Genomic DNA, 14,134 nt, shown 5'->3' with positions numbered 1-14,134 from the left:
GATCGTCTCTTTTAATCGAAGACATAGAAGGGTACACGCACAAATCCCTCCATCAGTATTCTCGCACTTCGGCTCATAATGGCTTTTTGCACCACCCAGCCCTGCTCAGTTTGCTTCGCTTGTGCCCCAACTTTTAACGTTCCTGACGGGTGACCAAAAGTCACGGACTCTTTTTCACCGCCACCAGCGGCTAAATTCACTAACGTTCCGGGCACACACGCAGCAGAAGCAATAGCAACGGCTGCTGTTCCCATCATTGCATGATGTAGCTTGCCCATCGACAGCGCGCGAACGAGCACATCAATATCCGACTCATTAACGGCTTTACCACTTGAAGACAGGTAACTTTTCGGTTTAGAAACAAACGCTATTTTCGGCGTATGTTGGCGTGTTTGAGCTTCTTCTAAATCAGAAATCAGGCCCATTTTTAACGCGCCATATGCACGGATGGATTCGAACATCGCTAATGCTGTGTCATCGTTGTTGATATCGTCTTGCAGCTCGGTGCCCTGATATCCTATCGATTCAGCATCAATAAAAATGGTTGGTATGCCCGCGTTAATAAAGGTCGCGTTAAACGTACCTACGTCCGGTACCACTAAATCATCGACTAAGTTGCCTGTTGGGAACATGCTGCCTTCGCCATCAGAAGGGTCAACGAAATCGACTTGAATCTCAGCGGCTGGAAACGTCACGCCATCAAGCTCAAACTCGCCGGTTTCCTGGACAAAACCATTAACAATTGGAACGTGAATCAAGATGGTTTTGCTGATGTTCACCTGCCAAACACGCACCGTCACAATGCCATTTTCTGGAATGCGATCTTGTGGAATCAGCCCAGCATGAATGGCGAAGGGACCAACTGCCGCAGACAAGTTGCCGCAGTTACCACTCCAATCGACGAATGGTTTGTCGATCGACACTTGACCAAATAAGTAGTCAACATCGTGATCGGCTCTGCTGCTGCGCGAAACAATCACTGTTTTACTGGTGCTTGACGTCGCGCCCCCCATGCCATCAATTTGCTTCGAGTAAGGATCCGGGCTGCCGATAACTCGCAACAACAGTTTGTCACGCGCTGCACCTGCGACTTGTGCCTCTGGTGGCAAATCTTCAAGGCTGAAAAAAACACCTTTACTTGTGCCGCCACGCATGTACGTCGCAGGCACTTTGATTTGGCTCATTTTGCTAGGAGTACTGTTTTCCATAATTACTCCCTATTGCGCCAGGAAATCTTGAGCAAAGCGTTGTAAAACACCACCTGCGTTATACACATGCACTTCGTCAGCGGTATCTAAGCGACAGGTGACCGGAACATCGACTTTCTCACCGTTGCTACGTGTAATAACCAAGGCTAAATCTGCACCCGGCTTGATTTCACCAACCACGTCATACAGTTCAGTACCATCCAGTTCTAATGTATTGCGATTAACACCCGGCTTAAATTGCAGTGGTAACACGCCCATGCCAACCAAGTTAGTTCGGTGAATACGCTCAAAGCCTTCTGCAACGATTGCTTCTACACCAGCCAATCGAACGCCTTTTGCTGCCCAGTCACGAGATGAACCCTGACCGTAATCCGCGCCAGCCACCACGATCAGTGGCTGTTTACGATTCATGTAGGTTTCAATCGCTTCCCACATGCGTACAACCTGCCCTTCTGGCTCTACACGCGCCAGAGATCCCTGCACGACTTCGCCGTTTTCCTTCACCATTTCATTGAACAACTTTGGATTAGCGAAGGTCGCGCGTTGCGCCGTTAAGTGGTCACCACGGTGAGTCGCGTAAGAGTTGAAATCTTCTTCTGGCACACCCATTTTCGCTAAGTATTCACCTGCTGCGCTGCTTCCAAGAATCGCGTTGGATGGTGATAAGTGATCAGTGGTGATGTTGTCGCCCAGAATCGCCAATGGACGCATACCAGACAATGTTCTTTCTCCCGCTAGCGCACCTTCCCAGTACGGTGGTCGGCGGATATAGGTACTCATCGGACGCCAGTCGTACAGCGGGTTGGGATTTTGCTCTTGATCATTCAGCTTAAACATCTGAATGTAAACTTGCTTAAACTGCTCAGGTTTAACATGAGTACCGACAACTGCATCGATCTCTTCATCGCTTGGCCACAAATCATTTAAGTAAATTGGTTTGCCGTTTTGGTCCGTGCCAAGCGCATCGCGCTCGATATCAAAACGAATGGTACCGGCTAGCGCATAAGCGACAACCAATGGTGGTGAAGCCAAGAAAGCTTGTTTGGCGTACGGATGGATTCGACCATCAAAGTTACGGTTACCAGAAAGCACCGCTGTCGCATATAAATCACGGTCCATGATCTCTTGTTGGATTTTTGGATCCAGCGCACCACTCATACCGTTACAAGTTGTACATGCGTAACCAACAATGCCAAAGCCAAGCTTCTCTAGCTCTGGTAACAAGCCCGCTTCTTCCAGATACAAGCGTGCAACTTTAGAACCCGGAGCAAAAGACGATTTCACCCAAGGTTTACGTACAAGACCAAGTTCGTTGGCTTTCTTCGCGACAAGGCCAGCAGCAACCACGTTTCTTGGGTTACTGGTATTCGTACATGAGGTAATAGCAGCGATGATCACTGCACCATCTGGCAACTCGCCTTCTTTCTCTTCCCACGCTCCAGAAATGCCGCGCTGTGCCAACTCAGAAGTTGGTAAACGACGATGAGGGTTTGACGGACCAGCCAAGTTACGGCTAACTGATGATAAATCGAACTCAAGTACGCGCTCGTAAACTGCGCTATCAAGATCGTCTGCCCAAAGACCGGTTTGTTTTGCGTAATTTTCTACTAAAGCAACTTGTTCTTCATCTCGACCAGTTAGTTTCAAGTAATTGATGGTCTGCTCATCAATATAAAACATGCCAGCTGTTGCGCCGTATTCTGGTGTCATGTTTGAAATCGTTGCGCGGTCTCCGATCGTTAGATCACGTGCGCCTTCTCCGAAGAATTCAAGATATGAAGATACCACACGCTCATTACGCAGAAACTCAGTAATCGCGAGGACAATATCCGTTGCGGTAATGCCCGGTTGACGTTTACCCGTCAGTTTGACACCGACAATATCTGGTAGACGCATCATTGATGGTCGGCCAAGCATGACGGTTTCTGCTTCCAGACCACCGACACCTATCGCAATAACACCAAGAGCGTCTACGTGAGGCGTGTGACTGTCCGTACCCACACAGGTGTCTGGGTAGGCAATGCCCTGCTTTGCTTGTACCACAGGAGACATTTTTTCCAAGTTGATTTGGTGCATGATGCCATTCCCAGCTGGAATCACGCTGACGTTTTCAAACGCTGTTTTACACCACTCAATAAAGTGGAATCGGTCTTCATTACGGCGCTCTTCAATCGCGCGGTTTTTGTCGAAGGCATCAGGGTCAAAGCCCGCATGTTCAACCGCTAAAGAGTGGTCAACGATCAATTGTGTCTCAACCACTGGGTTCACTTTTGCAGGATCACCGCCCTGATCTGAAATGGCATCGCGCAGACCCGCTAAATCGACTAGAGCGGTCTGACCAAGAATGTCATGACAAACAACGCGTGCTGGATACCAAGGAAAATCAAGATCGCGTTTGCGTTCAATTAACTGTTTCAGGCTATCTGTCAATGTGTTCGGGTCACAGCGGCGGACCAGTTGCTCAGCTAGCACGCGAGAGGTATAAGGGAGTGTTTCATAGGCTCCAGGAGAAATGGCATTGACGGCTTCGCGTGCATCAAAATAATCCAGTTGAGTTCCCGGAAGCGGCTTACGATATTGAGTATTAATATTTGTGTTCATGGTTTGCTTCCATTCAGTCTTTACATCTTGCCTTCATCAAGGTTTTCCATTGCTCCAGAAACACAGTGATGAGAGGATCTCCTTCCTCTGTTAGAGAGAATGACAAAGGAAGGAGGTGGTCAACCAAAGCATATAATGCCCTCGTTGACCTTCGCGCTAGCGATTCTCGATAGGCACCCATTCTTGATGATCTGGGCCCGTATAATCGGCACTTGGGCGAATAATACGGTTATTGGCACGCTGTTCATAAACGTGTGCAGCCCAGCCCGTTAAACGACTCATCACAAAGATTGGGGTAAATAGTTTGGTTGGAATGTCCATGAAGTGGTAAGCCGATGCATGGAAGAAGTCCGCATTACAGAACAGACCTTTCTCTCGCTTCATCACTGATTCAACACGCTCAGAAACCGCATATAGATGAGTATCACCAACTTGTTTCGATAGCTCTTTGGACCATCGTTTTATTAAGGCGTTGCGAGGGTCACTTTCACGATAAATCGCATGACCGAAGCCCATGATCTTGTCTTTATTGGCTAGCATTTTCATGATGTTCGCTTCCGCCTCGTCGGGCGTTTGCCAATCTTCAATCATTTCCATCGCCGCTTCGTTCGCACCGCCGTGAAGTGGTCCACGAAGCGTACCGATTGCTGACGTGATACAAGAATGGATGTCTGACAACGTTGATGCACAAACGCGTGCTGCGAATGTAGAAGCATTAAACTCATGTTCAGCATAAAGAATGAGCGAGCAATGCATCACTTGTTTGTGCAGCGCAGATGGCGCTTTGTCTGTAAGTAATCGCAAAAAGTAACCACCGATGCAATCTTCAGTCTGATCCTCGGTGTTGATACGCACGCCATCATGACTAAAGCGGTACCAGTAACAGATGATGGCAGGGAACAAGGCGAGCATACGTTCGGTTGCTTTCAGTTGCTCCTCGAAGCTCATTTCCTGCTCTAGGTTACCCAATACAGAACAACCCGTGCGCATTACGTCCATTGGGTGTGCGCTTGCAGGAATTAACTCTAAAGCTTGTTTTAGCTCGGCTGGCAAACCTCTAAGGCTGAGTAGGTGTGTCTTGTATGCATCGAGTTCTTGTTGATTCGGCAAGTGACCGCGTAACAGAAGGTGAGCCACTTCTTCAAACTGTGCGTTGTTCGCAAGATCAGTAATATCGTATCCACGATAAGTTAGACCAGTTCCCGTTTTTCCGACAGTACATAAAGCTGTGCTTCCTGCGCTTTGACCACGAAGGCCTGCGCCACCTAATTCTGCTTTCTTTTCTGCAGTTTGAGACATTGTTTGAACTCCTTTTCTGTCTGACTTTTCCCTCTCTGGGGTGTTTTTAGCCAAACGAATTTCACGTTATTAGATGAGATAAATTCCGATTATCTTTTTCTTGGGCTTCCGTTTATTTTTGCTTTTCCCCGCTATTTCCCTTCAGAGAATAACTGGTCAAGTTTGTCTTCGTAGTCGTGGTAATTCAGGTGCTGATACAACTCTTTACGTGTTTGCATCGAATCAACCAGTGCTTCCTGATTACCCACTTCTAGCAAATGTTTGTAGACCGTTTCAGCAGCTTTGTTCATAGCACGGAACGCACTTAATGGATAAAGCACCATGTCCACTTTTGCTTTCGCTAGCTCATCGCAGCCATACAGCGGTGTCGCGCCAAATTCTGTAATATTCGCCAGAATAGGAACGTGCTTTCCGGTCGCTTGCTCAAGCGCATTTGAAAACTGAAGGTACTGGTCCAGCTTGTTCATCGCTTCGGGGAAGATCATGTCTGCGCCAGCTTCCACACACGCAATCGCACGCTCAATTGCGCTGTCCATGCCTTCAACAGCTAACGCGTCAGTACGAGCCATAATCACGAAACTTTCATCATTGCGTGCATCAACCGCGGCTTTTACACGATCAACCATCTCTTGCTGGCTGACTATTGCTTTGTTCGGACGATGACCACAACGTTTCTGTGCGACTTGGTCTTCCATGTGCACCGCTGCCGCGCCCGCTTTTTCCATCGCTTTGATCGTGCGAGCAATGTTAAATGCACCGCCAAAGCCCGTGTCGATATCAACCAAAAGAGGCAAATCACATGCGTTAGTAATACGGTCAACATCAACCAAAACGTCATTTAATGTTGTGATACCGAGATCCGGCAATCCGTATGACGCATTTGCGATACCGCCACCAGACAAGTAAATCGCTTGGTGACCCAAGTTTTTTGCCATCATGGCGCAATACGGGTTTATAGTGCCGACAATTTGTAGTGGATTATTTTGTTCAATGGCGAGTCTGAATTTCGCTCCCGGTGTTAAGCTCATGACGAATTCCTTCTAGTCTTTGTCTAAACTTTCTGTATGTATAATTTGAGATTGGATGAGCTTTCGACTTCCTGATATGTGTCTTCTCATCAACATTTCTGCAAGCTCTTCATCGCGATTGCGAATGGCTTCCAAAATGAATTTGTGTTCGGTGAGCGCCTCATTCGGGCGAGATTGTGCACGTGGCGACTGGTAACGATACATCCGTAATAAGTGATAGAGTTCATCACACAGCAGAGATATTAACTTACTGTTTCTGCTCGCTTGGATGATGCGATAGTGAAAATCAAAGTCACCATGTTGATGGAAGTAAGACGCGCCTTCCATTTGGTCTATATGCTTGGAGTGTGTCGACAATAGCATTTCCAAGCTTAAGAGCTCTTCTTGCGTAATGTGTCGCGCAGCTAACCTTGCCGCCATGCCTTCCAATGCTTCTCGAACGGCATAAAGTTCTATCAGCTTTTCCGGAGAAAAAGTGGTCACTCTAGCCCCAACATGAGGAATTCGCTCGATGAGCCCTAGCCCCTCTAAGCGCATCAATGCTTCACGCAAAGGCCCACGACTGACCTGATATTTCTTTGCTAGCTCAGGCTCTGATATCTTATGGCCAGGCTTCACATCGCCATTAACAATGACTTCAATCAGTGTTTCGGTCAGCGTTTCGGATTTGGTGTGTTCTTTCTCAGAACCCAGCACTTTATAACGAGCTTTCAACTCAGAGTTCATATTCAGATACTCTTGTTACCGACATCGAAATGTCTACAATTTCTTAACCTGAATATAAAGTAGTCGATCAAAGTGTCGACAATCAAGTAAATTGTCGACAATTTAGACTAAGGTCGTAATTTAAATGGGCCTAAAATGCCTATTAAGTGCCGTTTTTAGCAGGAATAAAGAATGGGGAACTCATATTGTCGACAACTTATAAACTTTTAAGCTTATGATCTAAAAACTAAAAGCTCAGCTGTCGAACAATAATCGGATAAAAAACTATTCTTTAGGTACAAATTGATCAAAGACTTGTTGCGAAGTCATCTTTTGTGAAGCGGAATTGAGGTCATAATAAGCTGGCTTTTCATCGGTAAAAATCTCTAAAGTGAGTTTGAAATCTGGGTTATCGAACAAACCAGCGGAAAGAATGTACTCACCTGTCGGCAACAAATGGTAGAAAAGGTTTGTCCCACACTCACCGCAAAACCCCCTCACACCCCAGTCTGACGACTGATAACGTTTAGGTTCGCCACCTTTAAACGTCACGTTAGGCCCACAATGCACCGCATGAAGTGCGCCACTCGACCATTTTCGACACATAGAGCAATGGCACAGGCTAACCTCATTTTTAACCTCAGCGATGACTTCAATTGCGCCGCACAAACACGTCCCTTTCATTCTCTTTTCCTCGTTCATTTTCCGTCATTTTATTATGGCCTACCAAAGCGTAAAGCCGCGTGACCTAACACCAACTTCTCGCCGTGAACTTTATGAACAAAATAACCGAAATGCTCAATATTCTCTTTATATCTCTTTTACAGACAGATATTTAACACTTAATTAACCTTTACACCAAGTTCAGCTTTAACGCTTACAAGGCATGACAACTGAGCAAAAACAATAAGGCTCAACTAAATAGAGTCGCTAACATAAGGAACGTGAACATGTTAAAGGTACTCAAACCAACGCTCGCAGCTTCAATCATCGCAGCTTCATTTTCATTCAACGCTCTTGCTGCAGATATTGAAAAAATGCACTTTCTTATCCCTGGAGGTGCCGGTGGCGGTTGGGACATGACCGCCCGAGGTACTGGTGATGTATTAATAAAATCAGACATCGTCGAAACCGTATCATTTCAAAACCTATCTGGTGGTGGCGGTGGCAAAGCAATCGCACATTTGATTGAAACGGCTGATCGTCAAGAAGATACACTCATGGTGAACTCAACACCGATCGTCGTTCGCTCGCTCAGTGGGATCTTCCCACAATCTTTCCGCGACTTGACTCCTGTTGCCGCAACGGTTGCCGATTATGGCGCCATTGTTACATCAGCCGATTCTCCTTATAGCTCTTGGGAAGATGTCGTTAAAGCTTTTAAAGAAAACCCACGTAAGGTGAAGGTTGCTGGTGGCTCTGCTCGTGGTTCTATGGATCATTTGGTTATAGCAGCAGCTTTCAAAGGTGAAGGTTTTGATGCGCGTAAAGTTCGTTACATTGCCTATGATGCAGGTGGAAAAGCCATGGCAGCCCTACTTTCAGGCGAAACACAACTGCTCTCTACAGGGCTAGGTGAAGTACTCGAAATGTCTAAGTCTGGGCAAGTGAAAGTGTTAGCGATTACAGCACCAAAACGTTTAGAAGCTGCGCCTAACATTCCAACTCTCACCGAATATGGTAATGAAACTGTCTTTGCTAACTGGCGTGGATTCTTTGCAGCACCAGGCACAAGCCAAGAAAAGCTAGATGAATGGAATGCCGCATTTACTAAAATGTATAACACCGACGAATGGCAAGTCGTTCGAGACCGCAATGGTTGGATCGACAACTATAAAGCGGATAAAGCATTCTTCGCGTTTCTTGAAGATCAAGAGCAACAGATGGGTGACTTAATGCGCGAGTTAGGCTTCCTGAAGTAACAATCGAATTGGGGTCCCTCAGATACCAACCTCAATGAATAACGTAGGTTGGTATTTCCCCATTGTATTTGCACTCTAAGTTTCACCGCATATGGACATTGTCGACAATCGACATGCACACTCCTTTGTTTATATACCCAAAGCGGCTCGACTAGCAGCGAAATGCTTAATTGTTAATGGTTTAGTTTATTCATTGACGTCCATATGCGGTCTTTTTTACTTTTGTTAGGAGTTGAATATGCCTCGTTCAACCAACTTTTTCACCAAAGAGTATTTGCTCTGTCGTGACCGCGTCGGCGCAATGATCTTTCTACTTTTCTGTCTTTGCTACGGTTATCAAACCTCACAAATTCCATTGTTTCCAGGTGATGAGTATGAACCATTCACCGCACGTACTCTGCCAACCATCCTGACTTACGTTGGTGTCGGCCTTTCTTTGCTATTGCTGGTGACAGGACAACCAGATAAACAAAGTGGCGCAGTGCTGACCTTCAATTGGAAGTTACTGATTGCCTTTTTAATTTTAATGGCACTCTACGGCGTGGGCCTGACTTATCTAGGTTTTGTGATAGCTACTGGCTTCTTTTTATTGGCTGGCTTTTATCTGCTCGGGGAAAGACGTAAACCCGTTCTGTTTGGCGCGTCGTTTCCATTCGTGATCGCGTTCTACTTATTACTCACTCAAGGTTTGGACATCTATCTCGAACCGGGTTTGATTTTCACCATCTGGTAGTCAAAGAAAGGACTGAAATATGTTAGATGGAATTCTACAAGGTTTATCCACCGCAGTAATGCCAATGAACATTATGATGGTGATCGTGGGCTGCTTCGTCGGTACATTTATCGGCATGTTACCTGGACTTGGGCCGATCTCAGCCATTGCTTTGATGATCCCAATTACTTATGGCCTAGAGCCCTCCTCTGGCCTTATTTTAATGGCGGGTGTTTATTACGGTGCGGTATTTGGTGGTTCTACATCGTCGATTTTGATCAACGCGCCGGGTTGTTCTTCAACCGTGGTGACAGCATTCGACGGCTACCCAATGGCCCAAAAAGGCCAAGCAGGTAAAGCATTAGCTTTGGCAGCTTATTCATCTTTCACTGGCGGAACGTTATCTGCCATTATGTTGCTTGTTGCCGCACCAGCATTGGCTAGCGTCTCCCTTAGCTTCCAATCGTCGGACTATTTTGCGTTGATGCTACTTGGGTTATCAGCAGTCGCGGCTTTTGCGGGGAAAGGTCAGGTAATCAAAGCGTGGATGATGACCATTCTTGGTTTGATGCTATCTACAGTTGGAATCGATAAAGGCGTAGGCGTTGAACGCTTTACCTTCGGTTTAACGGATTTAATGGATGGCTTTAGCTTCTTGTTGCTTGCAATGGCGACATTCGCACTGGGTGAAACATTGATGGGCATTCTTAAACCATCAAAAGACACCAGCGATGAAGAACAAGAAAAGCTGAGCAACATTGGCTCAATGAAAGTGACCAAGGAAGAAATCAAAGATGTTGCGCCTGTTTCAATTCGCTCTTCAATATTAGGTTTCTTCACTGGCGTTCTTCCTGGCGCAGGGGCAACTATTGCTGCTTTTTTAAGCTATGGTATGGAGCGCAACCTCGCACCTAAAGAGAAAAAGGATGAGTTCGGTAAAGGCAGTATCCGTGGCTTGGTTGCGCCAGAGTCAGCAAACAACGCAGCGTCTAGTGGTTCATTTGTTCCACTGCTAACGCTTGGTATTCCGGGTTCTGGTACAACAGCAATAATGCTCGGCGCTCTGATCGCTTATGGTATTCAACCTGGCCCTCGCCTGTTTGTTGAACACCCAGATGTGTTCTGGTCAGTGATCATTTCCATGTACTTCGGCAACATCGTACTTGTGATCCTGAACTTACCGTTGATTCCGTATATTTCAAAGCTTTTGGCGGTTCCAAGAACGGTGCTTCTACCGATGATTTTATTCTTCTCAATCACCGGGGTTTATTTGGTCTCCTTTAACACTATGGATGTGTTCGTGATGCTGATTGTTGCTATGGCTGCCATTGCACTTCGGCTCGCTAACTTCCCGCTCGCACCTTTATTGCTGGGCTTCATCCTTGGAGGATTAATGGAAGAGAACTTACGCCGCGCATTAATGATTTCAGATGGAGAACTGAGTTTCCTATGGGAGCGTCCTATTACCCTTACCTTTACTGTTTTAGCTGTATTGGTATTGGCAAGTCCACTAATCGTAAAGCTGATTCAAAAGTTTAAAGCACAGCCAGTCAGCGTTGAGCAGTAATCGCTGTCTCTTTCAACCTAGATAAAGCCATCCATCGTGATGGCTTTATCTTCCGCCCTCCAAATCGTTCGCTTATTGTGCAGATGGTATTGACAAATCACTGTCGTTATATGAAGGTGATTGTATGAACACACACTTAGCGCAACTTAACCAACGAATTATCATCATTCCATAGGAATGGTGGGATTTTTTGATGCGCTCAGTATTTATCGAACCCACCCATAGCGGTGGGTTTTCTGTCTCTACCGTATGGGAAAAGCTCTCTTGGAGGCGGTCACTATGCAAAAAATAGCAGTTTTTGGTAAACCCGGTAGTGGAAAATCGACGGTAAGTAAAGTAATCTCGTCGGCTACCGGTCTTCCTCTTCATCAATTAGATTCAATAGTATATAAACCAAACGGTGATCCCGTTGAGCGTAGCGTTTTTGATGAAGCCCATAGCAATATACTAAGCTCAGATCGTTGGATTATAGATGGCCTTGGACCGATCAGCTCTTTCAACGCTCGTTTAGATGCAGCCGATACTCTCATTTATATTGATCTACCATACTCAGTAAGCTATTGGTTTGTGACGAAACGTCTCCTTAAAGGACTATTCATTAAACCTGAAGGTTGGCCTGATGGTAGTTCGGTACTGAAAGGAACGTTACAAAGCTACAAAGTTCTTCAGCAATGCCCCGCATTCTGGAATGATGACTTTATGTCTCGCCTCGAAGGGTACTCTCAAAGTAAAGCCGTTCATGTCATCAAAAACGTTACAGAACTGAACAATTTTGTTTTAGAGCGGGTAAAGTAAACCTCATATCAGAACATTAGAGCATGTAGGTTAGATCATCTGAAGCTCTAACAATAAAAAAGAACATAACATGGATTGTTTATGCTTTTAGAACTCTCACTTTTATTCATTGCTGGCGTAATTGGTGGGATCATTAACTCCATAGCGGGAGGCGGAAGCTTTATTACTTTTCCGGCTCTATTGGCAGTTGGTGTTCCTCCTATTATGGCTAACGCAACAAACACATATGCTTCATGTGCGGGTTACATTAGTGGAGCCGTCGGGTTCAGAGAAGAGATCATGAAGAACAAGCATGAACTGCTGTTCACAGTCTCATTCAGTTTAGTCGGCGGCGCTGTCGGAGCATATCTGTTGCTCAACACGCCAGAATCGCTATTTATGGAAGCCATCCCTTGGTTACTCTTATTTGCCACCGTGCTTTTTCTCACCGGTTCTCGTTTAACAATGCTAATCAAAACTGTCGCGAAAGAGCACAAACATGCTGGCATACTCGGAGCAATCGCGTTGGGTTTACTACTTGTTGGTGTCTCTGCTTACGGTGGTTTTTTCAACGCAGGTTTAGGGGTTATTGTTCTGAGCTATCTGGTAGTAGCTGGCCACCAAGACATTAATTTAATGAACGGTTTGAAATTGCTCGTATCTACGTGTGTTTCACTCATTGCTATCGTGATTTTTGTTGCCAATGGCTCCATTGACTGGCACACAGGTAGTGTTGTTTTGGTCGGTACGTTGGTAGGTGGGTATCTTGCAGCTCGTGTATCTCGTCAACTGAATCCCAATCATGTTAAAGGGTTTGTTGCTCTTTCTTCTATTCTCATCACTATCTACTTTTTCATTGATGTTTATGTTTAAGCAAAACTTGTACAAGTGGATAACACTCCTACAAAAACACCAGCGCGAAAGATTAATGCAGATAGCTTAACGATTTTTTGTGTCACTCCAGCGAGGTTAGGAATCTAATAGCACTACACTGAGCGGCTAATGAAACCATTTTGATCACAAAGTGCTCGGATGGAAGATCCTGTATCACGCTCCTTCGTCGCTGTACAGGATGACGAGAGATAGAAATATGCCACTCGCAGTTAAACGAGTGGCATTGATCGAGAAAGATGGCGTTTTACATCAATAATAAGAGAGGGTAACGCTTACTTAATCAGCCCTACTTCTTTGTAGTATTTGAGCGCACCTGGGTGAAGAGGCGCAGATAAACCGTCTTTTACCATTTCCTCTTTCTTCAAGTTTGCAAACGCTGGGTGGAGACGGCGGAAATCATCGAAGTTTTCAAATACCGCTTTAACCACGTTATAAACCACATCTTCTGGTACCGCAGTAGAAGAAACAAACGTCGCGCCCACACCAAAGGTTTGAACATCACTATCTGTGCCACGATACATACCACCTGGGACATTTGCGACACGATAGAAGCTGTTGTCTGCAACCAGTTTTTCTACATTAGGTCCAGCTACCGTTACGATATTACTATCACACGACGTAGTGGCTTCTTTAATCGCTCCACTTGGGTGACCAACGGTATAAATCATCGCATCAATTTTGTTATCACAAAGTGCTTTTGATTGCTCTGCTGCTTTTAACTCAGAGACAAGCTTAAAGTCGTCGTTACTCCAACCATACTGGTTCATTAGCACTTCCATAGTACCTCGCTGACCAGAACCAGGATTACCAATGTTAACGCGCTTACCTTTCAAATCATCAAAAGTTTTGATGTTCGCGTCTTTACGTGCAACGACAGTAAACGGTTCTGGATGAACGGAGAAGACGGCGCGTAGCTCTTTAAAAGGCCCGCTTTCTTCAAACTTACTGGTTCCTTTGTAAGCATGATACTGCCAGTCTGATTGCGCGATACCGAGGTCCAATTCACCAGCACGAATAGTGTTGATGTTATAAATCGATCCCCCAGTACTTTCTACCGAACAACGGATACCGTGCTCTTCTCGCGATTTGTTAACCAAGCGACAAATAGCGCCACCAGTCGGATAATAAACCCCTGTTACGCCACCGGTACCAATCGTGACAAACGTTTCCTCCGCAGACGCAGAAAAGCCTGTTGTGAGTGCAGCCAAAGAAGCCGCAAGTGCGATTTGCTTAAACTTAAACATTGAACATCCCTTTTACTTGTGTTGATGACCGTTTAAGTATAGCAATCGTTAACAATTTGATAACGTTTAAGTTCTCATCCTTGGAGGTTGATTTATAGATATACTTTTTTATCAACTTAACCTACTGATAAATAGCATTTAGACTTGAATCCCATAAAAAAAGCGTTGTATAAACAACGC

General features: G+C 45.5%; 12 protein-coding genes. 5 read left to right on the top strand and 7 right to left on the bottom strand.

Features of this window, described 5'->3' with window-relative positions; all coding sequences use genetic code 11:
- Positions 1-11: 11 nt before the first annotated feature.
- The 6 genes from prpF to R8269_RS11660 all read right to left on the bottom strand — a co-directional run bounded on the left by prpF (position 12) and on the right by R8269_RS11660 (position 7,525).
- On the bottom strand, positions 12-1,208 hold the full coding sequence (gene prpF, locus R8269_RS11685; protein WP_047102685.1) for a 2-methylaconitate cis-trans isomerase PrpF: 1,197 nt from the start codon (positions 1,206-1,208) through the stop codon (positions 12-14).
- 9 nt (positions 1,209-1,217) lie between these two features.
- Complete coding sequence (gene acnD, locus R8269_RS11680) at positions 1,218-3,809, bottom strand: Fe/S-dependent 2-methylisocitrate dehydratase AcnD (protein ID WP_047102686.1); 2,592 nt, start codon at positions 3,807-3,809, stop codon at positions 1,218-1,220.
- Positions 3,810-3,965: 156 nt separating this feature from the next.
- Positions 3,966-5,108 (bottom strand): 2-methylcitrate synthase, encoded by a 1,143-nt coding sequence (prpC, locus tag R8269_RS11675; RefSeq protein ID WP_258476768.1) that lies wholly within the window; start codon positions 5,106-5,108, stop codon positions 3,966-3,968.
- Between the two features lie 131 nt (positions 5,109-5,239).
- Entirely contained in the window at positions 5,240-6,136 is an 897-nt protein-coding gene (gene prpB / locus R8269_RS11670) for a methylisocitrate lyase (RefSeq protein WP_005388185.1), read from the bottom strand.
- 12 nt (positions 6,137-6,148) lie between these two features.
- A complete protein-coding gene (locus tag R8269_RS11665) occupies positions 6,149-6,862 on the bottom strand; it encodes a GntR family transcriptional regulator (protein ID WP_005377279.1) in 714 nt (237 codons plus the stop codon).
- Positions 6,863-7,126: 264 nt separating this feature from the next.
- Complete coding sequence (locus R8269_RS11660; RefSeq protein WP_017633774.1) at positions 7,127-7,525, bottom strand: GFA family protein; 399 nt, start codon at positions 7,523-7,525, stop codon at positions 7,127-7,129.
- 266 nt (positions 7,526-7,791) lie between these two features.
- Here R8269_RS11660 and R8269_RS11655 point away from each other — a divergent pair, with 266 nt between their 5' ends.
- The 5 genes from R8269_RS11655 to R8269_RS11635 all read left to right on the top strand — a co-directional run bounded on the left by R8269_RS11655 (position 7,792) and on the right by R8269_RS11635 (position 12,689).
- Complete coding sequence (locus R8269_RS11655) at positions 7,792-8,763, top strand: tripartite tricarboxylate transporter substrate binding protein (RefSeq protein WP_005388181.1); 972 nt, start codon at positions 7,792-7,794, stop codon at positions 8,761-8,763.
- A gap of 238 nt (positions 8,764-9,001) precedes the next feature.
- On the top strand, positions 9,002-9,496 hold the full coding sequence (locus tag R8269_RS11650; RefSeq protein ID WP_005388179.1) for a tripartite tricarboxylate transporter TctB family protein: 495 nt from the start codon (positions 9,002-9,004) through the stop codon (positions 9,494-9,496).
- Between the two features lie 19 nt (positions 9,497-9,515).
- Positions 9,516-11,042, top strand: coding sequence for a tripartite tricarboxylate transporter permease (locus R8269_RS11645; protein WP_005388177.1), 1,527 nt, complete (start codon positions 9,516-9,518; stop codon positions 11,040-11,042).
- Positions 11,043-11,321: 279 nt separating this feature from the next.
- Positions 11,322-11,837, top strand: coding sequence for an adenylate kinase (locus tag R8269_RS11640; RefSeq protein ID WP_047102687.1), 516 nt, complete (start codon positions 11,322-11,324; stop codon positions 11,835-11,837).
- An 81-nt stretch (positions 11,838-11,918) separates the two neighbouring features.
- Entirely contained in the window at positions 11,919-12,689 is a 771-nt protein-coding gene (locus tag R8269_RS11635) for a sulfite exporter TauE/SafE family protein (protein ID WP_047102688.1), read from the top strand.
- 293 nt (positions 12,690-12,982) lie between these two features.
- Here R8269_RS11635 and R8269_RS11630 read toward each other — a convergent pair whose 3' ends face one another.
- The gene (locus R8269_RS11630) at positions 12,983-13,954 is read right to left on the bottom strand and encodes a TAXI family TRAP transporter solute-binding subunit (protein ID WP_005377264.1); all 972 of its coding nucleotides are present in this window, start codon (positions 13,952-13,954) and stop codon (positions 12,983-12,985) included.
- Between the last annotated feature and the right edge of the window lie 180 nt (positions 13,955-14,134).

The sequence above is a fragment of the Vibrio sp. Vb0667 genome (assembly GCF_033391095.1).
Note: the sequence above shows the minus strand (reverse complement) of the source record. Positions and strands in the feature narration are given on the sequence as shown.

Excerpts from the sequence above, each read along its gene's own strand:
- prpB (WP_005388185.1), bottom strand. The coding sequence starts at position 6,136 with ATGAGCTTAACACCGGGAGCGAAATTCAGACTCGCCATTGAACAAAAT.
- R8269_RS11650 (WP_005388179.1), top strand. The coding sequence starts at position 9,002 with ATGCCTCGTTCAACCAACTTTTTCACCAAAGAGTATTTGCTCTGTCGT.
- R8269_RS11630 (WP_005377264.1), bottom strand. The coding sequence starts at position 13,954 with ATGTTTAAGTTTAAGCAAATCGCACTTGCGGCTTCTTTGGCTGCACTC.
- R8269_RS11635 (WP_047102688.1), top strand. The coding sequence starts at position 11,919 with ATGCTTTTAGAACTCTCACTTTTATTCATTGCTGGCGTAATTGGTGGG.
- prpF (WP_047102685.1), bottom strand. The coding sequence starts at position 1,208 with ATGGAAAACAGTACTCCTAGCAAAATGAGCCAAATCAAAGTGCCTGCG.
- R8269_RS11640 (WP_047102687.1), top strand. The coding sequence starts at position 11,322 with ATGCAAAAAATAGCAGTTTTTGGTAAACCCGGTAGTGGAAAATCGACG.
- R8269_RS11645 (WP_005388177.1), top strand. The coding sequence starts at position 9,516 with ATGTTAGATGGAATTCTACAAGGTTTATCCACCGCAGTAATGCCAATG.
- prpC (WP_258476768.1), bottom strand. The coding sequence starts at position 5,108 with ATGTCTCAAACTGCAGAAAAGAAAGCAGAATTAGGTGGCGCAGGCCTT.
- acnD (WP_047102686.1), bottom strand. The coding sequence starts at position 3,809 with ATGAACACAAATATTAATACTCAATATCGTAAGCCGCTTCCGGGAACT.
- R8269_RS11655 (WP_005388181.1), top strand. The coding sequence starts at position 7,792 with ATGTTAAAGGTACTCAAACCAACGCTCGCAGCTTCAATCATCGCAGCT.
- R8269_RS11660 (WP_017633774.1), bottom strand. The coding sequence starts at position 7,525 with ATGAAAGGGACGTGTTTGTGCGGCGCAATTGAAGTCATCGCTGAGGTT.
- R8269_RS11665 (WP_005377279.1), bottom strand. The coding sequence starts at position 6,862 with ATGAACTCTGAGTTGAAAGCTCGTTATAAAGTGCTGGGTTCTGAGAAA.